The organism is Cupriavidus sp. 05N38, from assembly GCF_056397345.1.
Genome location: NZ_JBFTNF010000016.1, coordinates 1 through 24,942 on the forward strand (window position 1 = coordinate 1; position 24,942 = coordinate 24,942).

Genomic DNA, 24,942 nt, shown 5'->3' on the forward strand with positions numbered 1-24,942 from the left:
GCGTGGCGGGGGTGGCGGGCGTGGTGGTAGCGGCAGGGGGCGCGGGCGGCGTCGCCGTGTGCGCGGCGCTGCGCCCGGGCAACGAAGCCGGCGGCTGGGCGGCCGCGCCGTTGTCGTCGCCGGCGGGGCTCGCCTGCGGGCTGGGGGACGGTCCGCCACACGCGGCCATTGCCAGGGCAACGGCCAGGACTACCAGGCGCTTGTGCATGTTCATTTCTCCGGAAAGGGCCGCGCCGGCGGTGCCGGCGGCAGGGCGCTGCCAGTGAAACGAGCCAGGCTTGCCGGTGGGGTTGGCGCGGCGAAAAAAAAATCGCTCGGCCCGGTCGCCGCCCGATGGCCCACGATTGCCGCGCGCGGTCCATCGGGGCTGTCCCGCAGTTTGCTGCGGGTGTCGCACGCGTGCCGACGCCCTACAATGGCGGCTTTCCCCCCGGAGGAGGTAGGCATGGCAATCCAGGTATATTCAACGGCGCTCTGGCGCGGCCCGCTCGCGGCGGCCGCGGCGCTTGCGCTGCTAGGCGCCTGCTCGACCCCGACCAGCGCGCCGCCTGCGGCAAGCACCGCGCCCGCCGCGCCGGCCACCGCCATGCCGCCGGCGCCGGAAGTGGCCTCGGGCTACCGGCAGGGCATGACCACCACGTTCGCCGACAGGCATATGGCCGCGGCGGCCAACCCGCTGGCTACCGAGGCGGGCCGCAAGATCCTGCGCGACGGTGGCTCCGCCATCGATGCGGCGATCGCCATGCAGGCCGTGCTGACCCTGGTCGAGCCGCAGGCCACCGGCATCGGCGGCGGCGCGTTCATCATGTACTGGGACGGCAAGCGCGTGCAGTCCTACGATGGCCGCGAGACCGCGCCCGCCGGCGCCGACGAGAACCTCTTCATGCGTGCCGACGGCAAGCCGATGAGCTTCAGCGAAGGCCAGATCGGCGGCCGTTCGGTGGGCACGCCTGGCGTGCTGCGCGCGCTCGAGCTGGCGCACCGCCAGCACGGCAAGCTGGCCTGGGCCAAGCTGTTCCAGCCCGCCATCGACCTGGCCGAGAAGGGCTTCCCGATCTCGCCACGCCTCTATACGCAGATCGCCGCCGACAAGTTCCTGCCGAACTCGCCCGAGATGGCGGCCTACTTCCTCACGCCGGATGGCAAGGCCAAGCCGGTCGGCACCATGCTGAAGAACCCGGCGCTGGCCCGGACCCTGCGCGAGATCGCGCGGCGCGGGCCCAATGCGCTGTACACCGGGCCGATCGCCGGCGAGATCGTCAAGCAGGTCAATGGCAGCGCCAACCCGGGCTCGCTCTCGCTGACGGACCTGCGCGACTACCGCGCCAAGGAGCGCGCGCCGGTCTGCAGCGACTACAAGCGCTGGAAGGTCTGCGGCATGCCGCCACCGTCGTCGGGCGGCATCGCCATCGCGCAGATGCTCGGCACGCTGCAGGCGCTGGAGGCCAAGGATCCGAGGTATGCGCTGGCCGCGATGGCGCCCCGGCAGGTGAACTCGCCGGCCGGCCTGGAACCCACCGTCGATGCCGTGCACGTGGTGTCCGAAGCGGGGCGGCTGGCCTATGCCGACCGCGGCCTCTACGTGGCCGACGCGGACTTCGTGCCGGTCAACGTGGCCGGCCTGATCAACTCGGCCTACCTGGCCCAGCGCGCCAGCCTGATCGGCGACAAGAGCATGGGCAAGGCCGAGCCCGGCGTGCCGCCCGGCACCAGCGTCGCGCTGGCGCCGGACCGCTCGCCGCCGCGTGTGTCCACCTCGCAGATCGTGGCCGTGGACAGTGCCGGCGGCGCGATCTCCATGACCACCACGGTGGAGAGCTATTTCGGCTCGCACCTGATGGTGCGCGGCTTCGTGCTGAACAACCAGCTCACCGATTTCTCGTTCGTGCCGAGCGAGAACGGCAAGCCGGTCGCCAACCGCGTGCAGGCGGGCAAGCGCCCGCGCTCGTCGATGGCGCCGACGCTGGTGTTCGACCGCGAGACCGGCAAGCTGGTGGCCACGGTAGGCTCGCCCGGCGGTTCGCAGATCATCGAGTACGTCTCCAAGACGCTGGTGGGCCTGCTGGACTGGAACATGGACGTGCAGGCCGCGATCAACCTGCCCAACTTCGGCAGCCGTAACGGCCCGACCGAACTGGAAGCCGGACTGGTCAGCCCGGCGCTGGCGCAGGGCCTGACGGAACGCGGGCACCAGGTGGCGCAGATCGAGATGACCAGCGGCACGCAGGCCATCATGCGGCGCCAGCGCCCGGACGGGAAGTGGGCGTGGGCGGGCGGTGCCGACCCGCGGCGTGAAGGGGTGGCGCTGGGAGACTGAGCGCAGCGCCGGCGCATGCGGCTGGCGCACCCCATGCAAAAAGGCCGACTCGCGGAGAGTCGGCCTTTTTGTTTGCCGGGAAGGCGCGGGTCTGGCGGGGCCGCTCAGTCCAGCCGCACGTCGGCCTGCTTCACCACCGCGGCCCAGCGCGCCCGCTCGGCCACGAAGAACTTGTTGGTCTCCTGCGGCGTCATGGTCACCACCTCGGCGCCCTGGCCGGCCAGCTGGGCCCGTACCTCGGGCAAGCGGATGATGCGGATCAGCTCGGCGCTGATGCGCGCCACCAGCGCATCGGGCATCGCGGCCGGCGCCATCACGCCTTGCCAGGTGCCGGACTCGAAGCCGGGCACGCCCTGTTCTGCGATGGTCGGCACCTGCCCGACCAGCGGCATGCGTGTCTTCTTGGACACCGCCAGCACCTTGAGCTTGCCGGCCTGCACCTGCGGCAGCGTTGCCAGCATCCCGTTCATCAGCACCTGCGCCACGCCGCCCACGGTATCGGCCACGGCCTGCGAGCCGCCCTTGTAGGGCACGTACTGCCACTTGGCGCCGGTGGCCTGCGCCACCGCCACGCCAGCCAGGTGCGGCGCGCTGCCGATGGCGGTGACGGCGAAATTGAGCTGGGTGCGCTTGGAAAGCTCCACCAGTTCCTTCAGGTTGTTGGCCTGCACGGAGGGGTGGACCACCAGCAGGTGCGGCGAGTAAGCCAGCATCGACACGCCCTTCAGGGCCTTGCCCGGATCGAAGGTGAGCTTGGTGTAGACGGATGGGCTGATGGCCAGCGCGCCGACGTCGCACAGCAGCAGCGTGTGGTTGTCGGTGCCGGCCTGCGCCACCATTGCCGCGCCGATATTGCCGTTGGCGCCGGGGCGGTTGTCCACCACGATGGGCTGGCCGAGCGCTTCGCCGAGCTGCTTGCTGATCAGGCGGGCGATGATGTCCGACGAGCCGCCAGCCGGGTAGGGCACGACCATGCGGATGGGGTGGGTGGGCCAGTCGGCTGCCTGTGCGGCGGAGGACAGGAGGGTACCTGCGGTGCCCAGGCCGCCCGCAGCGGCGGTGGCGCCCAGGGCGGAGAGCTGGGAGAGGAACGTACGGCGGCTGGTCGGCATTGCTGCTGTCTCCGTTATTGTATGGGTGTTGTATGTTGTCGTATCTGTTTGATGATAGCCTGAAGTCCGGGGAAGGTCTAGGGGCGGATTTATGACAATAATGTCGGGCTGTGCCTCCCGGGTCGCACCTTTCCGGCTGCGGGCAGGCTGCCACACATATCGTGTGATATGACAACTGGTGCGGAAAGAAAAGAGCCTCTTCCCCGTCGGGGAAGAGGCTCTTCATGGCAACAGGCAGCGCTGGAGTGCAGCGAGAGCAGCGAGAGCGCTTTCTTCGTTGCCTGGCCTTATTGCTTTGCCTTCTTCGCGTACTCCCAGCCCATTTCGGCCATCGGGCGCGCGCGCTTGCCGGCATCCAGTGCCTGCGCCGACGACGCCGTGCCGTCCACCACGCGCTTCATGATGCCCTGCAGGATCCCGGCGATGCGGAACATGCTGAAGGCCAGGTAGAAATTCCAGTCGCCGGTGATCGGCCGGCCGGTGCGCTTCTCGTAGGTGCGGCGGTACGCGGCTTCATCCGGGATGCCCAGGCTCGTGTAGTCCAGCCCGGCGATGCCGCGGAACTGGCCCGGGGCGATGTGCCAGCTCATGCAGTGGTAGCCGAAGTCGGCCATCGGATGGCCGAGCGTGGACAGTTCCCAGTCGAGCACGGCCAGCACGCGCGGCTCGGTGGGGTGGAACATGAGATTGTCGAGCCGGTAGTCGCCGTGGACGATCGAGGTCAGGTCGGCATCTTCCTGCGGGATGTGGTCGGGCAGCCAGGCCATGAGCGAATCCATGGCGGGAATGCTCTCGGTCTCGGACAGCTTGTACTGCTTGGTCCAGCGCTCGATCTGGCGCGAGAAGTAGTTGCCCGGCTTGCCGTAGTCGCCCAGGCCGATGGCCTTGTAGTCGACGGTATGCAGCGCGGAGATGACACGGTTCATCTCGTCATAGATGGCCCCGCGTTCGGCCGTCGTCATGCCGGGCAGGGACTGGTCCCACAGCACGCGGCCGGCGACGAATTCCATGATGTAGAAGGCGCGGCCGATCACGCCCTCGTCCTCGCACATGGCGTACATCTTCGCCACGGGCACGTCGGTGCCGGCCAGCGCGGCCATCACGCGGTATTCGCGCTCGATGGCGTGGGCCGAGGGCAGCAGCTTGGCCTTCGGGCCGGGCTTGGCGCGCATCACGTAGGTCTGTCCCGGCGTGATCAGCTTGAAGGTGGGGTTGGACTGCCCGCCCTTGAACTGCTCGATGGTCAGCGGGCCGGCAAAGCCGGCCACGTGCTCGCCCATCCAGGCTTCCAGCGCGGCCAGGTCGAAGCGTTGCTGCTCGGCCACCGGCCGCGTGCCTTCGAAGTTCGAAACGTTGTTGCTCATGCTGTCTCCGTTATTTCGGTGTTTCCGGGTATGCCGCGTCGTCTGGTCTTCTTGGATTCGGGTCTGCGTGAGCAGAGTGTATTGCGTTGCGCGATTCGGTTTCCGCGCGGGCATGCCTAGCGTGGCGGCGCCTGCAGGTCGCGAAAGCGCAGGTACTGGTGCAGCAGCACTTCCATCGTGGTGTGGCGCGTGCCGCTGTGCACCGGCGTAGGCGGCGAATAGTTCAGCATGCGTACCACCCAGTCCGCGGGCGCGTCGCCCACGTCCAGCACATTGATGCAGCCGGCGGTCTGCATCAGGCTGCCGTAGAACACGCGGCGCCCGCAGGCGATGGCGTGGGAGAGGATGGCGCGGTTGGTGCCGCCGTGCAGCACCAGCAGGGCAGTGTCCCAGCCGGGGTCGTCGCGCAGGCGTTGCAGTTGCGGCAGCACGCGGTCGAGGAATTCGCCCACGCTCTCGCCGTCGAGAAAGCGCTTGTCTTCGGGCACTTCGCCTTCGAAGGCGCCGATGAAGGCATCGCGCAGCTTGTCGTCGCCGATGCCGGCCAGCTTGCCGCCGCGGATTTCCTGCAGCGCGGGCCAGGTTTCGAGCGCGGCGTCGGCCATGCCCGGGATTTCCGCCAGCACGCGCTCGGAGGTTTCCACGGTGCGCGGCAGGCCGCTGACGATGATGCGGTCGAAGCGCACCTGTTCGGCGGCAAAGGCGCGGCCGGCGGCGCTGGCCTGGGCGCGCCCGGTTTCGTTCAGCGGCACGAGTTCGGGCAGCGCGGGGCGGCCGGTCTCGTCGAAGTAGGTCACCGCGCCATGCCGCATCAGGTAGACGCGGCGGCGGGGCGAGGGCGGCATTTCCATGCGTGTCTCCGGTGCTGTTTTGCTGTTGCCCGTCTGCGCGGGCATGCGTGGCTCGGTGCGCGGATGCGCTGCTGCCCGGGTGCCTAGCGGTAGCGCGGCTTGCGCTTCTCCAGGAAGGCGCCGATGCCTTCGCCGCCGTCCTTGTGGTGCAGCGCGGCCACGAAGTTGTCGCGCTCCTCGGCCAGGTGCTCGGTCAGGCTGGCGGTGCCCGCATGGTTGATCAGTCCCTTGATGCGGCCCACCGCGTGCGGCGACTGCGCGGCCAGCGATTCGCCCAGGCGCAGCGCCTCGGTGAGCGCCTGGCCTGGCGCCACCACGCGGTTGACCAGGCCGAAATGGGCCAGGCGCGCGGCATCCGCGGGCTTGCCCTCCATCATCAGCTCGGAGGCCAGCTGGCGCGGCAGGGCGCGCGCCAGCTCGTAGGAGCCACCGCCGTCTGGCGTGAGGCCGACCTTGACATAGGCCATGACGAACTTGGCGTCGCTGGCGGCCACCACGAAATCGCAGGCCAGCACCAGCGAGAAGCCGGCGCCCGCCGCGGGGCCTTCCACCGCCGCGATGATGGGCTTGGGAAAGGCGTGCAGCGTTTCGATCCAGTGGTTGAGGACCTCGATGCTCTCGGCCTGCACCGACTGCGGCTTGGCGCGGTTGCCGAGCAGGCGGTTGAGGTTGCCGCCGGCGCAGAAGACGCCGTCGGCGCCGGTGATCACCACCGCGCGCACTTCGTCGTCGCGCGAGGCCAGCTCCAGCGCTTCCTGCGACGCCGCGTAGATGTCCGGGTGCAGTGCGTTGCGTGCCTCGGGGTTCGAGATGGTCAGCACCAGGGTGGTGTCGACGCGTTCGGAAAGCAGCTGTGCGGTCATGGCGGCTCGGTGGCGGAAACGGGGCTGGCGCGGAGCATGGCCGCGACAGCGCAATCAGATGCGAAACGACCGCAAGCCCTGGGGGCTTGCGGTCGCGGGATTACTGCTCTTCGGCCAGCAGCGACAGGCCGAGGCCGGCGCGGCGCCACAGCCACGGGCTGGGGCGGTAGCGCATGTCGCCGGTCAGGCGCTCCAGGTTGCGCAGCACGGTCAGCACGAGGTGCGGGCCGATCGCGTCGCCCAGCGCCAGCGGGCCCTTGGGATAGCCCAGGCCCAGGTTCACGGCCAGGTCGATGTCGACCGGCGTGGCGATGCGCTGCTGCGCGATGTCGCTGGCGATATTGACGATGCAGCTGATGATGCGCTGGGCCACGAAGCCGGCCGAGTCACGGATCACCGTGACCGGCACGCCGTCGGCCGCGAACAGGCCGTGCGCGGCTTCGCGCATGTCGGCGGTGGTGGCCGGCGTGGTCATCAGCGTGCGGCGCTTGGTGGCCTCGAACGGCATCAGCGTGTCGATGGCGACCACGCGGGCGGGATCCAGGCCTTCCTGCAGCGCGCAGGTGGTGGCGTCCAGGCCCAGCGGCGTGACTACGATCAGGGCTTCGCCAGACGGCAGGTTGCCGGCTTCGGGCGTCATGCCGAGTGCGTGGATCAGCTTGACGGCCATGGCGTGGCCGCGTTCGTCTGCACGGCTCACCCACACGCTGGCGGGGCGCGTGGCGGGCGCCGCGGTGGTGGCGGGCAACTGCTTCTGGCCGTCGGCATAGCGGTAGAAACCGGCGCCGGCCTTGCGGCCGATCAGGCCGCCCACCGAGCGGATCGCCGTGATCGGCGACGGACGGTAGCGCGGTTCCTGGTAGAACTGGTTGTAGATCGATTCCATCACCGGGTGCGACACGTCCAGCCCGGTCAGGTCCATCAGCTCGAACGGGCCCATGCGGAAGCCTGCCTGCTCGCGCATGATGGCGTCGATGTCGGCGAACCCGGCCACGCCTTCCTGCGCAACCTTCAGGCCTTCGATGTTCATGCCGCGGCCGGCGTGGTTGACGATGAAGCCGGGCATGTCCTTGCAGCGCACCGGGGTATGACCCAGGCGGCGCGACAGTGCCATCAGCGCATCGCCCACGGCGGGGTCGCCCGACAGGCCGTCGATCACCTCGACCACCTTCATCAGCGGCACCGGGTTGAAGAAGTGGTAGCCGGCGACGCGACCCGGGTGCTTCGCGCCGACCGCGATCGCGGTGACCGACAGCGAAGAGGTGTTGGAGGCGATCACGGCATCCGGGCGCAGGATGGCTTCGAGCCTGGCCACCAGCTCACGCTTGACTTCCAGGCGCTCGACGATGGCTTCCAGCACCATGTCGCAGCCGGCCAGGTCTTCGAGCGCATTGCAGGGCAGCACGCGCGCCAGCGCGGCCGCGCTGGATTCGGCGCTCATCTTGCCCTTCTCGGTCAGCTTGGCGAAGGTATCCTGCAGGTACTGCCGCGCGGCCGCCACGGCCTGCGGGTTGGTGTCGTACAGGCTGACGGTCAGGCCGGCCTGCGCGGCGATCTGCGCGATGCCCCGGCCCATGGCGCCGGTGCCCACGATGCCGAGGGTGTCGATGGTGAAAGTGCTCATAGTCCGTCCAGAAAGTTGTGGTTAAATTAGCACGATCGTACGTTTTCTGCATCATCCGCGACAGTCGCCGGGTGCAAGCGGCGTGCGCTGATCGGCCACAGGCAGCCGCCAGAGTCTGCCATGGCCCACATGCCTGCCGGTTCCTTGCGCGCCGGACGGTGTATGACGATGAATTGCGGGGCCACGCCGTGGCCACCCATAACGAGGAGAGAGACGACATGCTGAAGCTCTGCGGATTTTCCGCCAGCAACTACTACAACAAGGTCAAGCTGGCCTTGCTGGAAAAGAACCTGCCGTTCGAGGAAGTGCTGGCCTGGCTCGGCGAAACCGATCACGATGCATCGCCCCTGGGCAAGGTGCCCTACATGATCACCGATCGCGGCCCGCTGTGCGAGTCCGAAGTGCTGGACGCCTATATCGAGTCCACCTACCCGCAATTGCCGCTGCTGCCGGCGGACCCGTACCAGGCCGGCAAGGTGCGCGAACTGGTGACCTTCCTGGAGCTCTACCTGGAGCTGACCGCGCGCGAGCTGTACCCCGAGGCCTTCTTCGGCGGCAAGGTGAGCGACGGCACCAAGGAGCGGCAGCGCAAGCTGCTCGAACGCTATATCCCGGGGTTTGCCAGGCTGGCGAAGTTCTCGCCGTATATCGCCGGCGACACCTTCACGCTGGCCGACTGCGCGGCGATCGTGCACCTGCCGCTGATCTCGTCGTGCACGAAAATCATCTACGGCGACGACATGCTGGCCGAGCTGCCGGTCAAGGACTATCTCAAGCGCATGTCGGAGCGCCCTTCGGTGCAGAGGGTGAATGCGGAGCGCAAGGCAAATACGGAGCTGATGCTCAGCCGGAGGAAGTAAGGGGGGCGCGGCTCCCCGCGTGCGCCGCCGCGGGCCTTGAGGCGTGGACCCCGAGGCCCCGGAAACACCGGGAAATCCCCGGAAATCCCTTACAGATTCTTCAGCCGCTCCAGCGCCAGCGCCAGCGTCTGCTCCTTCTTGGCGAAGCAGAACCGCACCACGGCGGATTCGCGCGGCTGCGAGTAGAAGGCCGACACCGGGATCGCCGCGACGCCGATTTCCTTCGTCAGCCACATCGAGAAATCGGCTTCGCTCATGTTCGAGACGGCCGAGTAGTCCACGCACTGGAAGTAGGTGCCGTCGGACGGCAGCAGCTTGAAGCGGGTGGTGGCCAGCCCGGCGCGGAAGAAGTCCCGCTTGGCCTGGTAGAAGTCGGCCAGGCCGAGATACGGCGCGGGGTCGGCCATGTAGTCGGCCAGGCCGTGCTGCACGGGCGTGTTGACCGTGAATACGTTGAACTGGTGCACCTTGCGGAATTCGGCCGAGAGCGCCGCCGGCGCGGCGACGTAGCCGACCTTCCAGCCGGTCACGTGGTAGGTCTTGCCGAAGCTCGACACCACGAAGCTGCGGCGGGCCAGCTCCGGATGGCGCGAGACCGATTCATGCGGCTGGCCGTCGAACACCATGTGTTCATAGACTTCGTCGGACAGCAGCAGGATGTCGGTGCCGGCCAGCAGCGCGGTCAGGCGCTCCATGTCGCCGGCGCGCCAGATGGTGCCGGTGGGATTGTGCGGCGTGTTGATCATCAGCATGCGCGTGCGCGGCGTGATGGCCGCGGCGATGCGGTCGAAGGGCACGCGGAAATGCGGCGCGTCGAGCGCGACCGATACCACCTTGCCGCCGGCCAGCTCGATGGCCGGGATGTAGCTGTCGTAGCACGGCTCGAGCACGATCACTTCGTCGCCCGGATGCACCGCGCACAGGATGCTGGTGAGAATGCCCTGGGTGGCGCCGGCCGTGACCGTGATCTCGCTGTCCCAGTCGTAGGCGTGGCCATAGAGCTTGCCGATCTTGTCGGCGATGGCCTGGCGCAGCTTGGGCACGCCTGCCATCGGCGGGTACTGGTTCAGGCCCGAGCGCATGGAATGCGCGACGGCGTCGACGATCCTCGGGTCGCAGTCGAAGTCCGGGAAACCCTGGCCGAGGTTGACTGCATTGCGCTCGGCGGCCAGCGCCGACATCACGGTGAAGATAGTGGTGCCGACCTTGGGCAGGCGCGAAGGCGGCGGCGTGAGCGGGGGCGGCAGGAAGGAGGCTTGGCTGGACATGGGAAGCTGCGTCAGGCTGGGACGGTCGGGAGGAACGGTCCGGATGGTCAATGGGCAGGAAGCGATCCCGGCATTCTAGCGGGGATCGGCCGGCGCCTGCGGGGCGTCACCCGCGCGCGCCGCCAGCCAGGCCGGAAAGGCCTGCGGCAGCAGGATGTCCACGCCGCTCTGGCGGCGCAGGCGACCCTTGAGCTTGAGCACGGCCTTGTCCTTGGAAACCAGGCAGGCGGCCCCGGCAAAGTGCGCCAGTTCGATGAATTTCTGGTCGTCGGTGTCGCGGCAGCGCGGCAGGCGCGCCGCCAGCGTGTCGGCCTCGGCGGGAATCGCCATGAGGGTGGTGAGGCTGTCCACGGTAGCCATGGCGGCGGGGATGTCGACGCCAAAATGGGCGAATTGCGGATAGGCCAGCACCCGGCGCAGTTCCTCGCGGCAGTCCGGGCGGATCACGGCGGCGATGGCGCCGGCGCGCAGCGCGGCCCGGATGGGCTCGGCATGCGGGTCGGCGAACACCAGCAGGTCAACCCAGATATTGGAGTCAAGCACCACCCGCGGCGCGGCGGCGGCGGTGGCTTCGGTGGAGTGTGATGGCATTCGTTACAATCTGGTCTTTGTGTTTGCCGCGATTTTGCCATGCTCATCGTCCTGTCCCCTGCCAAGTCGCTCGACTACGAGACGCCCGCGCGTCTGAAGACCCATACGCTGCCGCGTTTCATCGAGCGCTCGGCGGTGCTGATCGAGCGCTTGCGCAAGCTCGCCCCGCAGGATATCGGCGCGCTGATGGATATCTCCGACAAGCTCGCCGTGCTCAACGCCACGCGCTACGGCGACTGGTCCCCCGAGTTCTCGGCCGCCAACAGCAAGCAGGCCGTGCTGGCCTTCAACGGCGATGTGTACGAAGGCCTGAACGCGCCGTCCCTGTCCACCGACGACCTTGCGTTTGCGCAGAAGCATGTGCGCATCCTCTCCGGCCTGTATGGCGTGCTGCGCCCGCTGGACTGGATGCAGCCCTACCGCCTGGAGATGGGCACGCGCCTGGATACGGCTGCCGGCAAGGACCTCTACGCCTTCTGGGGCGACGACGTCACCAGGCTGCTGCAGGAAGACTTCAAGGCGCAGAAGGCCGAAGGCCAGCCGGTGCTGGTGAACCTCGCTTCCGAGGAGTATTTCAAGGTGGTGCGCCCCAAGGTGCTCGGCGCGCGCATCGTCACGCCGGTGTTCGAGGACTGGAAGGGTGGCCGCTACAAGATCATTTCCTTCCATGCCAAGCGCGCCCGCGGCACCATGACGCGCTACGCGGTGACCCACCGGATCACCGAGCCGGCCAAGCTCAAGCGCTTCGCCGAGGATGGCTATGCCTTCGACAATGAGGCGTCGGACGATGCGCGCTGGGTGTTCCGCCGGCGCCTGGAGGACTGAGCGGCAACCGCCTGCCCGCTCACGCACCGGCGCCGACGCGCTCCTGCACACGCTTTCGAGAATCCACAAGCCATGACACCAGCCCTGCATATCTCCGCCAGCTTCGACGCAGGCGCCATCGAGGTCGAATCGCTCGCGCAGGCCAGCGATATCCGGCTGCGCATCCGCGCCGACTCGCACGCGGAATTCCGCCAGTGGTTCCATTTTCGCCTGCAGGGCGCGGCCGGCCAGGCCTGCAGCCTGCAGTTCCTGAATGCGGGCGACTGCACTTACCCGGATGGCTGGCGGGGCTACCAGGCCGTGGCCTCGTACGACCGCGCGCACTGGTTCCGCGTGCCCACTGCCTTTGACGGCAGCACCATGACGGTCTCGTTCACGCCGGAGCACGACAGCGTCTGGCTGGCGTACTTCGAGCCGTATTCCGAAGATCGCCACCTGTCGCTGCTGGCCGCCTGCCAGCGCTCGCCGCTGGCCAGCCTGTCGCACCTGGGCAGCACGGTGGACGGCCGCGACATGACCGCGGTGACCATCGGCAAGGCCGGCGAGGGCAAGAAGACCATCTGGATGATCGCGCGCCAGCATCCCGGCGAAACCATGGCCGAGTGGTTCTGCGAAGGCGTGCTGCAGCGCCTGACCGGTACCGGCTTGTGGGCCGGCGACCCGGTCGCGCGCAGCCTGCTGGCGCGCGCCGTGTTCCATATCGTGCCGAACATGAACCCGGACGGCGCCGCGCGCGGCAATCTGCGCACCAACGCGGCCGGGGCCAACCTGAACCGCGAATGGATGGCGCCGGACCCGCAGACCAGCCCGGAGGTGTACCACGTGCGCCGCGCCATCGAGGCGACCGGCTGCGACATGTTCTTCGATATCCACGGCGACGAGGGCCTGCCCTATAACTTCGTCGCCGGCAGCGAGATGCTGCCGGGCTTCACCGAGGCGCAACGCGCCGAGCAGCAGCGCTTCATCGAAGCATTCAAGCGCGCCACGCCGGACTTCCAGGATGTGTACGGCTATGCGGCGAGCAAGTACAACGCGGATGCGCTCAAGCTGGCCTCGAAGTACATCGGCCATACCTTCGGCTGCCTGTCGCTGACGCTGGAGATGCCGTTCAAGGACAATGCCGACCAGCCTGATCCGTCGGTGGGCTGGAACGGCGCGCGCAGCGCGCTGCTGGGCGCGGCCATGCTGCAGGCGATCCTCGCGCAGCTGGACTGAGCGCAAGGCAGCAGGCCGCGTCGGACGCGGCCTGCCTTGTCCCCGGCATCAGGCGACGTCAGTGCTGCGCTTTCTTGCCGGACTTGCTGGTGCTCTTGGTGGTGGATTTGCTGCTGCTGCTGCTCGACGCCTTGGTGGACTTGGTGCCGGAAGCCTTGCCCGAGCCGGACTTGGCCGCCTTGCTGCCTTTGTGCCCCTTGGCGCTGGCGGCCTGGCGGGTGTTGCCGTGTACCGCGGGCGCGGCCGCCGGCTCGCTGATGACGGTGCCGCTGCCATCGAGCAGTTCGTAGGCCAGCATCATGCCTTCGGCATAGCCGCAGCGCACCTTGACCGGTTCCCACTGCGCCTCGGCATTGCGTTTGTGCGCGGTGGCGGCGAAGGTCACCACGGAGCTTACCGGCACGGCTTGCTTGCCTTGCGAGAAGCGTCCATCCCACGGTTCCACCGTGGCCTGGCCGGCGCCGAGCGCACCGGTGGGAATCTTCAGCGCATCGAAGCTGGCCGAGCGCGGCACCACCCAGCTGGCGTGCGCCGCGCAGTCGGCCACGTCGGCGCTGGCGTTCTCGGTCTGCATCAGTTGCTGGCGCATCTGCGCGCGGTACTCGGCCAGGCTCACGCGGCCTTGCGCGGGCAAGGTCACGGTCTTGGTGGGCGGCGTGGCGGACGGGGAAGGCGGCAAACGGGTGGCGGCCGGCGCCGGCGTGGCGGCCTTGGCGGCCGCGGTGGCGGTGCCTGGCGTGCTCGCCACGGCATCGCTATCGTTGAGCGGGGTATCGGCGCAGCCCGCCAGGGCGATCGCACCTGCCACTGCGGCAGCGAGCGCGCACAGGCGGCGGCCGATCAGGTCGGAGATTCGTCGGATCACGGGATCGTCTTGCTTTGAGGCAAAAGGGGTTGGCAAAGGTCTGCCATGATAGAGGAAAGCCATGCCCCAAAGTTCCGAAATCTCCCGATCCTAGGTACTACCCTAGGTTCTTCCGCTGCGTTCTCCGAGGTATTGCCGCGATCGCGATGGCGATGAATGCGGGCGCCATGCCGCTTGCCGGGCACGTCTGCGCGGCTGCATTGCACAGCCGCGCCGCCTGCCGCGCATGGGCGTGGCAGGCGCCAGGGATCAGCGGGCCGGGGTCGTCGTGACGAAAGCCTTGAGCTCGTCGAGCAGATGATTGAGATCCGCCTTGAGCTTGCCGAAGCCCGCGTTGTGCACGAGACCCACTTCGTCCATGTACAACTTGCGGTTGATCTCCAGCTGCAGGCTGTGGCGGCGCTGTGCCGGCTGGCCTACCACGCGCACGATCTCCACGCCCTTGTAGGGGTGGTTGCGCCAGACGTCATAGCCCAGTTCCTTCAGCACGGCTTCGACGCGGTCGGTGAAGCGCGTGTCGCAGGTGGTGCCGTCGCGGTCGCCGACCACGAAGTCCGGATGCTGCAGGCCCGGGTGTTCCGTGGCGTACTGCGCCGCTTCGCTCGGCATCGAATGGCAGTTGATGTGCCACGCACTGCCGTGCTGCGCGACGGCCTGGTCCGCGAGTTTCTGCAGCTGCGCGTAGTAGGGCAGGTAGTACTGCGCGATGCGTGCCTGCACCTCGGCCACGCTCAGCTTGCGGTCGTAGATGGCTTCGCCGGTATCGAGCACGCGCCACACCAGGCCCTTGCCGAGCCGGGTCTTGGAGGTTTCCTGGCGCGGGCCGGGCCAGGGCGCGTCGAGCACGGCTTCGTCGATTTCCTCGATGCCGCGGTTGGCATCGAGGTAGCTGCGCGGGAAGCCCGCGCACAGCAGCGCAATGCCGCGTGCGGGGGCGTCGGCGTACAACTCGTCGACAAAGGTGTCCTCGGCCTGGCGCAGCAGCGGCAGGGGCAGTCCGGCGGCCGGCCGGAAGTCGGCCGGGTAGGTGGTGGCGCTATGCGGCGAATCGAGAAAGAGCGGGCTGCTCTCACCTTGCGGCAGTTGCAGGAGGTAGGGAGTGAGCCCGGTCTTTCGGTCTGCTTCCGTCATGATGAGCTTCGGTTAATCCAGGGAGATCTTGGCTGCGCCGGCGATGCGCTTGTTCTTCGCCACTTCGCTCTTGATCTGTGCGGCGAACTGCGCCGGCGTGTTGCCGACCGGCACCGCGCCCAGCTTCTCAAGCTTAGCCTTGACTTCCGGTTGCGCAAGCACCTTCACGGTGGCGTCGTGCAGCTTGGCCTGCAGGTCGGCCGGCAGGTTGGCCGGCGCGATCAGGCCGAACCACGATGCATCGTTGACTTCGGGCAGGCCGAGTTCGGCGAAGGTCGGCACATTGGGCAGGGCCGGCACGCGCTTGGGCGAAGCCACCGCCAGGGCGCGCAGCTTGCCGCCTTCGATGAAGGGCAGCGAGGACGGCAGGTTGTCGAACAGCACCTGCACCTGGTTGGCCAGCGCATCGTTCAGCGCGGGGCCCACGCCCTTGTAAGGCACGTGCAGCAGCTCGGTCTTGCTGCTCATCTTGAACAGCTCGCCCATCATGTGCGACACGCTGCCGTTGCCCGCCGAGCCGTAGGCCATCTTGTTCGGCTGGGCCTTGGCCAGGGCGATGAAGGCCTTCATGTCGTTGGCCTTGACTGCCGGGTTGATGCTCATCACGTTGGGCACGGAGGCCAGGTTGGTGATGGTGGTGAAGTCCTTGGTGGCGTCATAGGCCAGGCGCGGGTACACCGCCGGATTGATGCCGTGCGTGGAAGCCGTGGCGATGCCCAGGGTGTAGCCATCCGCTGCGGCCTTGGCCAGGAATGCGGTGCCGATGCTGCCGCCGGCGCCGCCGCGGTTGTCCACCACCACCGCCTGGCCCAGCTGCTGGCCGAGCTTGTCGGCCACGATGCGCGCCACGATGTCCGTGGTGCCGCCAGCGGGGAAGGGCACCACCAGCGTGATCGGCTTGGTCGGGTAGGTACCCTGGGCCGCTGCCGGCAGCGACAGGCCGGCGGCGACGGCGCCGGTGGCGGCAAGGAGGCGGAGCATGTTACGGCGTTGCATGGTTGGGTTCCTGAAGGAGAAGGCGAGGAGGAGAGAAGCGGAGGGCGGAAAGGTCTTGGAAGTAAGTCAAAGCTGCCTGCCCCGATTCTGCTTGTTCGTGCACGCAGGCCGCAAACGAAATAAAATCGCGTGATCATTCCATTTGGTAGTGAAGTGAGGGGTAACCTATGCGACGCTTGTGTCCGTCGCTGACTGAATTGCAGGCCTTCGAGGCCGCCGCGCGCTATAACAGCTTCACCGTGGCGGCGCGCGAGCTTCATGTGACGCAAGGGGCCGTCAGCAAGCAGGTGCGCAGCCTGGAGGCCTTTCTCGGCGTGGAATTGTTCGAGCGCGTGCGCCAGCGCCTGATGCTGACCGATGCCGGCCAGCGTTACCTCGACCGCATCCGCCCCAGCCTGACCGAGATCGAAGCCGCCACGGTGGAACTGATCGCCCGCCAGGGGCGCGGCGGCACCCTTCATATCGCCAGCATGCCCACCCTGGGCGCCAAGTGGCTGATTCCGCGCCTGCCGCAGTTCTTCGAGAAGCATCCCGATGTCAGCCTGGAGTTCGTGCCGCATGCGCAGGGCTACGATTTCTCCCAGCCCGATCTCGACGCCGCCATCCGCTTCGGCGACGGCGTGTGGCCGGGCAGCCTGGCCGACTACATGACCGGACGCGAAGTGCTGCCGGTGTGCCGGCCCGGCCTGCTCACGGGCGAGCCCGATGACATGGCACGCGCGCCTTCGGCCCTGCTGCGCTATCCGCTGTTGCATCACACGACCGTGCCCGAGGCATGGCCGGACTGGTTCGCCGAGCTGGGCGTGGCCACGCGCAAGGCATGGAGCGGCGCGCGTTTCGACCAGTTCTCGCTGCTCACCCAGGCGGCCATGTCGGGACTGGGCATCGCACTGATCCCGCGCTGCCTGATCGAGGAAGAACTGGCCACCGGCGCGCTGGTCGTGGCGCATCCCGCGCGCGTGCTGAGCAAGAAGGGCTATTACCTGTGCTATCCGGAGCAGAAGCAGCACCTGCCGGCGCTGCAGACATTCCGCCAGTGGGTGATGGAAGGGGTGGACGTGGTCGTGTGAGGGTCGTCCCGCGCTGTAATCAATTCTTACGCTTTTGCCCGACGGATTTCCTGTCGGCGCACGTTTAAGAGACATGACAGAAGGCATGCCGCGCCTGTCGCGCGGCGGTCGACTGGAGATGCTCATGCGCAAGCCCACGCCGCCGCCGGCGATGACAGGAGGGGGGACGATATGAAACGCGTGCTGATCGCGGCACTGCTTGCCGCTTCGCTGGCAGGTTGCGTGGTCGTGCCGGCACGGCCGGCCTACTATCACCGCGCGCCGGTCTACGTTTACTGAGGAGGGGCCGCGCCTGCCCGGGGGCGGCGCGGCACGGGCAACCATGGCGGGCGCAACGATCCCCAGCGAGACCACACCCATTGAGCGACAAGGATCCGGACGACGATGTCCTGCTGGCGCGGGTCGGCAGGCATGACGCGGCCGCCGTGCGCGAGCTGGTCGCGCGCAAGCTGCCGCGCGTGCTGGCGCTGGCCACGCGCATGCTAGGCGACCGGGCAGAGGCGGAAGACGTGGCCCAGGAAGTGTTCGTGCGCCTGTGGAAGCAGGCCGGGCGCTGGCAGCCGGGGCGGGCCCGCTTCGACACCTGGCTGTACAAGGTCGCGTTGAATCTCTGCTACGACCGCCTGCGCGGCGAGCGCGGGCAGGCCATCGAGGACGTGCCCGAACAGGCCACGCCGCAGGCCGGTCCGGAAGAAGCGATGGAGGCGGCCATGCAGGGCTCGCGCGTGGCCGCGGCGCTGGCGCGGCTGCCCGCGCGTCAGCGCGAGGCACTGGTCCTGCATTACTACCAGGAGTTGTCCACCGAGGAGGCGGCGGCACTGATGGGCGTCAGCACCGAAGCGCTGGAAAGCCTGCTGGCGCGCGCGCGGCGCGGCCTGCGCGAGATGCTGGCAGCGGGCGGCCAGCGGCCCTGATGAGGAAATGCGATGACACCCGAGAGATTTCGCGCACTGACCGAGGCATACGGTGCCGATCCGGCGCACTGGCCGGCCGGCGAACGGGCCGCGGGCCAGGCCATGGCCGCGCTGCCCGAGCATCGCGCGGCACTGGCGCAGGCCGCGGCGCTCGACGCCCTGCTGGCCGGGCATGTGGTGGCCGCTCCCGATGCCGCGTTGATGCGGCGCATCGCCGCCGGCGCGCCGGCGGCGCGCCCCGCGCGCGCGCCGTGGTGGTGGTCGGGCCTCGGCCTGGCCGGCGCGGGGCTGGCCGGCACGGTAGCGGGCGCATTGCTGGTGTCGGCCGTGCTGGCCACCTTGCCGGCACCCGCGGCGATCGACCTGCCTTACGCGACCACCGCCTTCGGCGGTATGGCACATAGCGGGAGCGACGAATGAGCGAGGGGATGCCGAAGCGGTTCAAGGTGGCGCTGGCGGTCTCGGTGCTGGTCAACGTGTTCCTGCTCGGCGCCATTGGCGGTGGCGGCTACCGTTGGTACACGGGTGAGCGCGCGGCGGCGGCCACGCAGCCGCGCGGGCTGCGCTTCGCCGCCGACGGGCTCGATGCCGCGCAGCGCCGCGAGTTCCTGCAGGGCCTGCGCGCGGCGCGGCGCGGCGCCCAGGCGCAGCTCGAGGCCGCGCGCGACGGGCGCCGCGAAGTGGAGCAGTTGCTGCGCCAGCCGCAGTTCGAGCGCCAGGCCCTGGCCGCCGCGCTGGCGCGCACGCGCGAGGCCGATGCGGCGGCGCGCAGCAAGCTCGAAGACAGCGTGGTGGCGTTCGCTGCCACCTTGTCGGCCGACGAGCGCCAGAAGCTGGCCGATGCGCTGGTGCAGCGCGGCCCGTTGCGCAGCGCGCCGGCACGGCCCGCCAAGGGCGCGCCATGAGCAGGCAAGACAAGCAATGGCCGCGCGTTTGCGGGCCTGGCCTGGAGAGGAGCAAGGCATGAACGACAACACCATCGCCGCTGCCGCCATCGCGGTCAACCGCTTCGGGCTCGGTGCGCGGCCGGACGAGGCGCTGCCGGCCGATCCGCGCGGCTGGCTGATCGGCCAGTTCGCGCAGTACGAGGCGCGTCCCGCGGCCTGGCGCGCGCAGCCGGGTACCGCCGCGCTGGCCGGCGAGTTCGGCGCCCAGCAGCGTGAAGTGCGCCAGGCCAGCTCCGACGCCAAGGCCGTGGCGCGCCAGCAGTTGCAGCGCGAAACCCGCGAAGCTTATCGCGACGCGGTCGACGCGCGCGTGGCCAGCGCGCTGGTCACGCCGGCGCCGTTCGTCGAGCGCCTGGTCCATTTCTGGTCGAACCACTTCGCGGTGTCGGTGGAGAAGCCGGCGGTGGCGGCGCTGGCCGGCGCCTTCGAGGCCGAGGCGATCCGCCCCCATGTGCTGGGCCGCTTCGAGGACATGCTGGTGGCCGTCGAGCGCCATCCCGCCATGCAGATCTTCCTGGACCAGGTGCGCTCGATCGGGCCCGACAGCATGGCCGCGCGCGTGGCCGCGCAGCGCGCGCCGCAGCGCCAGCTCGGCCTCAACGAGAACCTGGCGCGCGAAATCCTCGAGTTGCACACGCTGGGCGTGCGCAGCGGCTACAGCCAGGCCGACGTGACCGAGTTCGCGCGCGCATTGACGGGATGGAGCGTGGGCGGCTTCGGCGCGCGCGAGGACGGCGAGGCGGGCAGCTTCCTGTTCCGGCCGCGCGTGCACGAACCCGGCACCCGCGTCATGCTGGGCCGCGATTACCCGCAGCAGGGCGAGGCGCAGGCGCTCGCGGTGCTGCACGACCTGGCGCAGTCGGAAGCCACCGCGCGCCATCTCGCCACCAAGCTGGCGCGCCATTTCGTGGCCGATACGCCGCCGAGCGCGCTGGTCGCGCGGCTGTCCGATGCGTACATGCGCAGTGGCGGCGCGTTGCCGGAGGTGTACCGCGCGCTGGTCCAGTCGCCCGAAGCGTGGGCCAGCGCGCCGGCCAAGTTCAAGTCGCCGTGGGAGTGGGCCGTGTCCTCGCTGCGTGGCCTGGGCCTGCGCGAAGCGGGCGGGCAGGGGGGCGTTGCGCATTTCGCCCCGGTGCTGGCGCAGCTGGGCCAGCCGGTCTGGCGGCCGGGTTCGCCGGCCGGTTACGACGACCTCGCCGCGAGCTGGGCCGCGCCCGATGCGCTGGTGCGGCGCGTGGAGCTGGCGCAGCGTTTCGCGGCGCGCGCGGGCGACCGCATCGACGCGCGCGAACTCGGGCCGAAGCTGCTTGCCGGCACGCTGTCGGCATCCACCGCCGGCGCCATCGCGCGCGCCGAGAGTGCGCAGACCGCGCTGGCCTTGCTGCTGGTTTCGCCCGATTTCCAACGGAGGTGACATCGTGACATCCCAATTTTCCCGCCGGGATTTCCTGCGCGTCGCCGCCGGCGCGGGCGCCATGCTGACCCTGCCGCGCCTGGCGCTGGCCGGCGCCGATACCGAGCGCCGCTTTGTCTTCGTGATCCAGCGCGGCGCCGCCGATGGCCTGAACACGGTGGTCCCTTATGCCGACCCGGGCTATGCGCGCCTGCGCGGCGCGCTGGCCATCGACCCCGCGCAGGCCAGCAGGCTCGACGGCACCTTCGCCCTGCATCCATCGCTGGCGGAAACGGCGCGCATGTACGCCGCTGGCCAGGCGCTGTTCGTGCAGGCGGTGGCGTCGCCCTACCGCGAGCGCTCGCACTTCGACGGCCAGAACGTGCTCGAGACCGGCGGCAGCGCGCCGTACCAGGTCAAGGACGGCTGGTTGAACCGGCTGGCGGGCCTGCTGCCGGCGCGCCACGACAATGCGATCGCCTTCGCGCCGACGGTGCCGGCCGCGCTGCGTGGCGCGGCCGCGGTCGGCTCGTACGCACCCTCGGCCTTGCCGGCCGCGCCCGACGACCTGCTCGCACGCGTGGGCCAGCTCTACGAGATGGATGCGCAGCTGCATCCGCTATGGACCGCGGCAATGCAGGCGCGCGGGCTGGCCGGCGATGCCGGCGCACGTCAGGACCCGGCCAGCCTGGGCCGGCTCGCCGCCGGCTTCCTGGCGCGCGCCGACGGGCCGCGCATCGCCATGATCGAGACCGGCGGCTGGGATACGCACAGTGCGCAGGCGCCGCGCCTGGCGGCCCGGCTCAAGGCGCTCGACGCCATGCTGGCGGCGCTGCGCGACGGACTGGGGCCGGCCTGGTCGAGCACCACGGTGCTGGTGGCCACCGAGTTCGGCCGCACCGCCGCGGCCAACGGCACCGGCGGCACCGACCACGGCACCGCTGCGGCGGCGATGCTGCTGGGCGGCGCGGTCAAGGGCGGCAGGGTGCTGGCCGACTGGCCGGGGCTGGCGCAGGGCGCCCTTTACCAGGGGCGCGACCTGGCACCCACGACGAACCTGGACGGATTGATCGCCGCGGCGGCGGCGCAAGGCTTCGGGCTGGACAGCGAGCGCGTCGGGCGCACGCTGTTCGGCAACGGGGGCGGGCAGGGGGGGATGCTGGACGGACTGCTGCGCGCCTGAGACAGGCGCGCGGCAGTTCCGGACCGGCGCAACAGCGGGTGCGCTGGCGGCGCGGGCAGCTTACTTCGACAACACCCGCATGGCTTGCTCGAGGCCACCCAGCGTGACCGGATACATGCGGGACTTCATGATCTGGTTGATCACGGTCACGGACTGGCGGTACTGCCACAGGCCTTCGGGCTCGGGGTTGAGCCAGACGAAGCGCGGGAACTGCTCGATCAGGCGGTTGAGCCAGACCGCGCCGGCCTCCGGGTTGTTGTATTCCACCGAGCCGCCGGGCTGCAGGATCTCGTACGGGCTCATGGTGGCATCGCCGACGAAGATCACCTTGTAGTCCGAGCTGTACTTGTGGATCAGGTCCCAGGTGGCGATCTTCTCGGCGTGGCGGCGGCGGTTGTTCTTCCACACGTAGTCGTAGACGCAGTTGTGGAAGTAGTAGTACTCGAGGTGCTTGAACTCGGTCTTGGTGGCCGAGAACAATTCCTCCACGCGCTTGATGTGGTCGTCCATCGAGCCGCCCACGTCGAGCAGCATCAGCACCTTGACCTTGTTGTGCCGCTCGGGGCGCAGCTTGATGTCGAGCATGCCGGCGTTGGCCGCGGTCGAATGGATGGTGTCGTCGAGATCCAGTTCGGTATCGGCGCCTTCGCGCGCGAAGCGCCGCAGGCGGCGCAGCGCCACCTTGATGTTGCGCGTACCGAGTTCGACCTGGTCGTCGTAGTCCTTGTAGGCGCGCGTCTCCCACACCTTGATGGCGGTGCGGTTGCCCTTGGAGGGTCCGCCGATGCGGATGCCTTCGGGGTTGTAGCCGCCGTGGCCGAACGGCGAGGTGCCGCCGGTGCCGATCCACTTGTTGCCGCCTTCGTGCTTTTCCTTCTGCTCCTCGAGCAGCTGCTTGAGCCGCTCCATGAGCTTGTCGAGCCCGCCCATGGCCTCGATCTTGGCCTTTTCCTCGGCCGAGAGCTCGCGCTCCAGCGTCTTCTGCAGCCAGTCCAGCGGGATGTCGGACTTCCAGTCGACCAGGTTCTCGACGCCCTTGAAATAGGCAGCGAAGGTCTGGTCGAACTTGTCGAAGTGCTTCTCGTCCTTGACCAGCGCCATGCGCGACAAGTAGTAGAACTCGTCGATCGACGGCGAGATGACCTCGGCCTTGAGCGCTTCGAGCATGGTCAGGTATTCCTTGACCGATACCGGCAGCTTGGCGTGGCGCAGCGAGAAGAAGAAATCGATCAGCATGGTGGACTCGCTTGATGCTTAGTGTTTCCGGGACATGGTCAGCGGCTCATGCGCCGCGACCCGGCAGGTCCAGGCGGTATTGCAGGTGGCGCTTCACCGTCGGCCATTCGCTGGCGATGATGGAGAACACCACCGTGTCGCGCAGGGAGCCGTCGGGCATGCGCTGGTGATTGCGCAGCACGCCGTCCTGCTTGGCGCCGAGGCGCGCGATCGCGGTGCGGCTCTGCTGGTTCATCCAGTGCGTGCGGAATTCCACCGCGATGCATTGCAGCTGCTCGAAGGCATGGGTGAGCAGCATCAGCTTGCATTCGGTGTTGACGGCGCTGCGCTGCACGCGCTGGGCATGCCAGGTGTGGCCGATCTCGAGACGGCGGTTGGCCGCGTCGACATTGAACAGGCGCGTGGCGCCCACCACCGCGCCGGGCGCGCCGTCGCGGATCTCGCGGATCACGAACGGCATCGCGCCTTGCTGCTCGCGCATCTCCAGCGCGATGTCGGTCCACGCGCGCACCTTGTCTGGCGCGGGCACCGACGTGTACCAGAGTTTCCACAGTTCGCCGTCGGCGACGGCGGCCTGCACCTCGGCTTCGTGCGCCGGGCTCAGCGGCTCCAGCAGCGCATGCTGGCCGCGCAGGGCGACGGGTTCGATGAAGCGTGCCATGGGGGTTCGTGCGTCCGCTCAGCGGTTGGCGCGGTTCATGAATACCAGGCGCTCGAACAGGTGCACATCCTGTTCGTTCTTCAGCAGCGCGCCGTGCAGCGGCGGGATCGCGGCCTTCTTGTCCGGGCTCTTGAGCGCTTCGGGCGGGATGTCCTCGGCCATCAGCAGCTTGAGCCAGTCGATCAGCTCCGAGGTGGAGGGCTTCTTCTTCAGGCCGGGCAGGTTGCGCATCTCGTAGAACGATTCGAGTGCGGCTGCCACCAGTTCGCGCTTGATGCCGGGGTAGTGCACGTCGACGATGCGCTGCATCGTTTCCGCGTCGGGGAACTTGATGTAGTGGAAGAAGCAGCGGCGCAGGAAGGCGTCCGGCAGTTCCTTCTCGTTGTTGGAGGTGATGATCACCAGCGGGCGGTGCCTGGCCTTGACCAGTTCGCGCGTCTCGTACACATAGAATTCCATGCGGTCGATTTCGCGCAGCAGGTCGTTGGGGAATTCGATGTCGGCCTTGTCGATCTCGTCGATCAGCAGCACCACCTGCTGGTCGGCCTCGAAGGCCTGCCACAGCACGCCCTTGACGATGTAGTTGCGGATGTCGTGCACGCGGTCGTCGCCGAGCTGCGAGTCGCGCAGGCGCGAGACCGCGTCGTACTCGTACAGGCCCTGCTGCGCCTTGGTGGTCGACTTGATATGCCACTGCAGCAGCGGCATGCCGAGCGCGGCTGCCACTTCCTCGGCCAGCATGGTCTTGCCGGTGCCGGGCTCGCCCTTGATCAGGAGCGGGCGCTGCAGCGCACGGGCGGCGTTGACGGCCAGCTTGAGGTCATCGGTGGCAACGTATTGCTGGCTGCCTTCGAAGCGGGTCTGCTGGTTCGGGCTGGCGTTGGTGGTGTTGGACATGAGGCAACCTGAGGGGTTTGTGCGTGTCGGAATGGGCCAGTATAAAAGAGCTTTCCCGTTCGCGTGCGGCTGCCTGCGGCAGGCTGGACTGCCGCGTGCAGCGTGCTGTACAATGCGGCGGTTTGACGCGCCCCCCTAAGTCCTATTCTCCACCGTCCGGTTCGTCCGCCTAGTCTTGCGCGCGGCCCCTGCCGGGAGGCGGCGTTCAAAGAGATGGTTGCAGAATGAGGCCGGTCCGTGCTCACCTCGCCTGGCGGTACCGGGCGTGACAGTGTGCCGACCCGCTGGCAGCGCCACATCGAGCCGCAGGCAGATGCGGCTTCCCCGCCGGACCCATTCCGAAGCCATTTCTGACCGGTCGGGCAGGTCTCCCAGGGTTTTACACTTCCAATCAGCTACGACAATGAAAAAGCTCCTCACGATGGTGGTGCTGGGCGCGGCCGCCATGGCTGCGCAAGCCCAGGAAGTCAAGGGCAACGTGGATGCCGCCAAGAACAAGGTCGCAATGTGTATTGGTTGCCACGGGATTCCGGGATACCGGGCCTCGTTCCCCGAGGTGTACCAGGTGCCCCTGCTGGGAGGGCAGAACGCCAAGTACATCGAGAATGCGCTCAAGGAATACCAGAAGGGCGACCGCAAGCACCCGACCATGCGCGGCATTGCCGCCACCCTGAGCGACCAGGACATCGCCGACGTGGCTGCCTACTATGCGCAGCAGACCTCCAGCACGCAAAACAACAACCAGAAGTGAGGAGACCC

25 protein-coding genes and 1 pseudogene are annotated in these 24,942 nt (G+C 68.6%); 12 read left to right on the top strand and 14 right to left on the bottom strand.

Annotation, left to right across the window (positions count from 1 at the left end; translation table 11 throughout):
* A pseudogene (locus AC1DK4_RS14025) lies at positions 1 to 214 on the bottom strand (hypothetical protein); the annotation flags it as partial.
* Between the two features lie 231 nt (positions 215 to 445).
* Between AC1DK4_RS14025 and ggt the strand changes: the two are divergent.
* Positions 446 to 2,317 (top strand): gamma-glutamyltransferase, encoded by a 1,872-nt coding sequence (ggt, locus tag AC1DK4_RS14030; RefSeq protein WP_441624002.1) that lies wholly within the window; start codon positions 446 to 448, stop codon positions 2,315 to 2,317.
* A gap of 104 nt (positions 2,318 to 2,421) precedes the next feature.
* On the opposite strand, the gene AC1DK4_RS14035 is transcribed toward ggt, so the two are convergent.
* The 5 genes from AC1DK4_RS14035 to AC1DK4_RS14055 all read right to left on the bottom strand — a co-directional run bounded on the left by AC1DK4_RS14035 (position 2,422) and on the right by AC1DK4_RS14055 (position 8,131).
* Positions 2,422 to 3,429, bottom strand: a complete 1,008-nt coding sequence (locus AC1DK4_RS14035; RefSeq protein ID WP_441624000.1) for a Bug family tripartite tricarboxylate transporter substrate binding protein — start codon at positions 3,427 to 3,429, stop codon at positions 2,422 to 2,424.
* A gap of 287 nt (positions 3,430 to 3,716) precedes the next feature.
* Positions 3,717 to 4,793: a phosphotransferase gene (locus AC1DK4_RS14040; protein ID WP_441623998.1), complete on the bottom strand. Its 1,077-nt coding sequence runs from the start codon at positions 4,791 to 4,793 to the stop codon at positions 3,717 to 3,719.
* A gap of 116 nt (positions 4,794 to 4,909) precedes the next feature.
* Positions 4,910 to 5,644: a histidine phosphatase family protein gene (locus AC1DK4_RS14045; RefSeq protein WP_441623996.1), complete on the bottom strand. Its 735-nt coding sequence runs from the start codon at positions 5,642 to 5,644 to the stop codon at positions 4,910 to 4,912.
* A gap of 83 nt (positions 5,645 to 5,727) precedes the next feature.
* Positions 5,728 to 6,507, bottom strand: a complete 780-nt coding sequence (locus AC1DK4_RS14050; protein WP_441623995.1) for an oxepin-CoA hydrolase, alternative type — start codon at positions 6,505 to 6,507, stop codon at positions 5,728 to 5,730.
* A 100-nt stretch (positions 6,508 to 6,607) separates the two neighbouring features.
* Entirely contained in the window at positions 6,608 to 8,131 is a 1,524-nt protein-coding gene (locus AC1DK4_RS14055; protein ID WP_441623993.1) for a 3-hydroxyacyl-CoA dehydrogenase, read from the bottom strand.
* 218 nt (positions 8,132 to 8,349) lie between these two features.
* Here AC1DK4_RS14055 and AC1DK4_RS14060 point away from each other — a divergent pair, with 218 nt between their 5' ends.
* Entirely contained in the window at positions 8,350 to 8,991 is a 642-nt protein-coding gene (locus AC1DK4_RS14060; protein WP_441623991.1) for a glutathione S-transferase, read from the top strand.
* A gap of 89 nt (positions 8,992 to 9,080) precedes the next feature.
* Here AC1DK4_RS14060 and AC1DK4_RS14065 read toward each other — a convergent pair whose 3' ends face one another.
* Positions 9,081 to 10,259 (bottom strand): pyridoxal phosphate-dependent aminotransferase, encoded by a 1,179-nt coding sequence (locus AC1DK4_RS14065; protein ID WP_477116721.1) that lies wholly within the window; start codon positions 10,257 to 10,259, stop codon positions 9,081 to 9,083.
* A 75-nt stretch (positions 10,260 to 10,334) separates the two neighbouring features.
* Complete coding sequence (locus AC1DK4_RS14070) at positions 10,335 to 10,850, bottom strand: putative toxin-antitoxin system toxin component, PIN family (RefSeq protein WP_441623987.1); 516 nt, start codon at positions 10,848 to 10,850, stop codon at positions 10,335 to 10,337.
* Between the two features lie 39 nt (positions 10,851 to 10,889).
* Here AC1DK4_RS14070 and yaaA point away from each other — a divergent pair, with 39 nt between their 5' ends.
* Both yaaA and AC1DK4_RS14080 read left to right on the top strand, forming a co-directional pair.
* On the top strand, positions 10,890 to 11,675 hold the full coding sequence (gene yaaA, locus AC1DK4_RS14075; protein ID WP_441623985.1) for a peroxide stress protein YaaA: 786 nt from the start codon (positions 10,890 to 10,892) through the stop codon (positions 11,673 to 11,675).
* Positions 11,676 to 11,747: 72 nt separating this feature from the next.
* Positions 11,748 to 12,890: a M14 family metallopeptidase gene (locus AC1DK4_RS14080; RefSeq protein ID WP_441623983.1), complete on the top strand. Its 1,143-nt coding sequence runs from the start codon at positions 11,748 to 11,750 to the stop codon at positions 12,888 to 12,890.
* 58 nt (positions 12,891 to 12,948) lie between these two features.
* Here the strand turns inward: AC1DK4_RS14080 and AC1DK4_RS14085 are convergent, their stop codons facing one another.
* The 3 genes from AC1DK4_RS14085 to AC1DK4_RS14095 form a co-directional block, all read right to left on the bottom strand.
* Positions 12,949 to 13,755 carry a BspC domain-containing protein gene (locus AC1DK4_RS14085; RefSeq protein WP_441623981.1) on the bottom strand — a complete coding sequence of 269 codons (807 nt, stop codon included), beginning with the start codon at positions 13,753 to 13,755 and terminating at the stop codon, positions 12,949 to 12,951.
* A 249-nt stretch (positions 13,756 to 14,004) separates the two neighbouring features.
* A complete protein-coding gene (locus AC1DK4_RS14090) occupies positions 14,005 to 14,886 on the bottom strand; it encodes an N-formylglutamate amidohydrolase (protein ID WP_441623979.1) in 882 nt (293 codons plus the stop codon).
* 12 nt (positions 14,887 to 14,898) lie between these two features.
* The gene (locus AC1DK4_RS14095) at positions 14,899 to 15,882 is read right to left on the bottom strand and encodes a Bug family tripartite tricarboxylate transporter substrate binding protein (protein ID WP_441623977.1); all 984 of its coding nucleotides are present in this window, start codon (positions 15,880 to 15,882) and stop codon (positions 14,899 to 14,901) included.
* Positions 15,883 to 16,049: 167 nt separating this feature from the next.
* Between AC1DK4_RS14095 and gcvA the strand changes: the two genes are divergently transcribed.
* The 7 genes from gcvA (at position 16,050) to AC1DK4_RS14130 (ending at position 21,389) form a co-directional block, all read left to right on the top strand.
* A complete protein-coding gene (gene gcvA / locus AC1DK4_RS14100) occupies positions 16,050 to 16,952 on the top strand; it encodes a transcriptional regulator GcvA (RefSeq protein ID WP_441623975.1) in 903 nt (300 codons plus the stop codon).
* A 171-nt stretch (positions 16,953 to 17,123) separates the two neighbouring features.
* Entirely contained in the window at positions 17,124 to 17,231 is a 108-nt protein-coding gene (locus tag AC1DK4_RS14105) for a lipoprotein (RefSeq protein ID WP_441623973.1), read from the top strand.
* Positions 17,232 to 17,311: 80 nt separating this feature from the next.
* Positions 17,312 to 17,866 carry an RNA polymerase sigma factor gene (locus AC1DK4_RS14110; protein ID WP_477131598.1) on the top strand — a complete coding sequence of 185 codons (555 nt, stop codon included), beginning with the start codon at positions 17,312 to 17,314 and terminating at the stop codon, positions 17,864 to 17,866.
* A gap of 12 nt (positions 17,867 to 17,878) precedes the next feature.
* Positions 17,879 to 18,286 carry a hypothetical protein gene (locus AC1DK4_RS14115; protein WP_441623969.1) on the top strand — a complete coding sequence of 136 codons (408 nt, stop codon included), beginning with the start codon at positions 17,879 to 17,881 and terminating at the stop codon, positions 18,284 to 18,286.
* Complete coding sequence (locus AC1DK4_RS14120) at positions 18,283 to 18,771, top strand: periplasmic heavy metal sensor (RefSeq protein ID WP_477131599.1); 489 nt, start codon at positions 18,283 to 18,285, stop codon at positions 18,769 to 18,771. Before AC1DK4_RS14115 ends, AC1DK4_RS14120 begins: the two co-directional genes overlap by 4 nt.
* 58 nt (positions 18,772 to 18,829) lie before the next feature.
* Positions 18,830 to 20,227: a DUF1800 domain-containing protein gene (locus AC1DK4_RS14125; RefSeq protein WP_441618732.1), complete on the top strand. Its 1,398-nt coding sequence runs from the start codon at positions 18,830 to 18,832 to the stop codon at positions 20,225 to 20,227.
* A gap of 4 nt (positions 20,228 to 20,231) precedes the next feature.
* Complete coding sequence (locus AC1DK4_RS14130) at positions 20,232 to 21,389, top strand: DUF1501 domain-containing protein (protein WP_441618734.1); 1,158 nt, start codon at positions 20,232 to 20,234, stop codon at positions 21,387 to 21,389.
* Between the two features lie 60 nt (positions 21,390 to 21,449).
* On the opposite strand, the gene AC1DK4_RS14135 is transcribed toward AC1DK4_RS14130, so the two are convergent.
* From AC1DK4_RS14135 to AC1DK4_RS14145, 3 genes are read right to left on the bottom strand one after another with little or no spacing between them, the layout of a single operon-like run.
* Positions 21,450 to 22,625 carry a vWA domain-containing protein gene (locus AC1DK4_RS14135; RefSeq protein ID WP_441618736.1) on the bottom strand — a complete coding sequence of 392 codons (1,176 nt, stop codon included), beginning with the start codon at positions 22,623 to 22,625 and terminating at the stop codon, positions 21,450 to 21,452.
* A 46-nt stretch (positions 22,626 to 22,671) separates the two neighbouring features.
* Positions 22,672 to 23,286, bottom strand: a complete 615-nt coding sequence (locus tag AC1DK4_RS14140; protein ID WP_441618738.1) for a GNAT family N-acetyltransferase — start codon at positions 23,284 to 23,286, stop codon at positions 22,672 to 22,674.
* 18 nt (positions 23,287 to 23,304) lie between these two features.
* Positions 23,305 to 24,183 (bottom strand): AAA family ATPase, encoded by an 879-nt coding sequence (locus AC1DK4_RS14145; protein WP_020201397.1) that lies wholly within the window; start codon positions 24,181 to 24,183, stop codon positions 23,305 to 23,307.
* 403 nt (positions 24,184 to 24,586) lie between these two features.
* Here AC1DK4_RS14145 and AC1DK4_RS14150 point away from each other — a divergent pair, with 403 nt between their 5' ends.
* Positions 24,587 to 24,934, top strand: a complete 348-nt coding sequence (locus AC1DK4_RS14150; protein ID WP_441618740.1) for a c-type cytochrome — start codon at positions 24,587 to 24,589, stop codon at positions 24,932 to 24,934.
* The last annotated feature ends 8 nt before the right edge of the window (positions 24,935 to 24,942 follow it).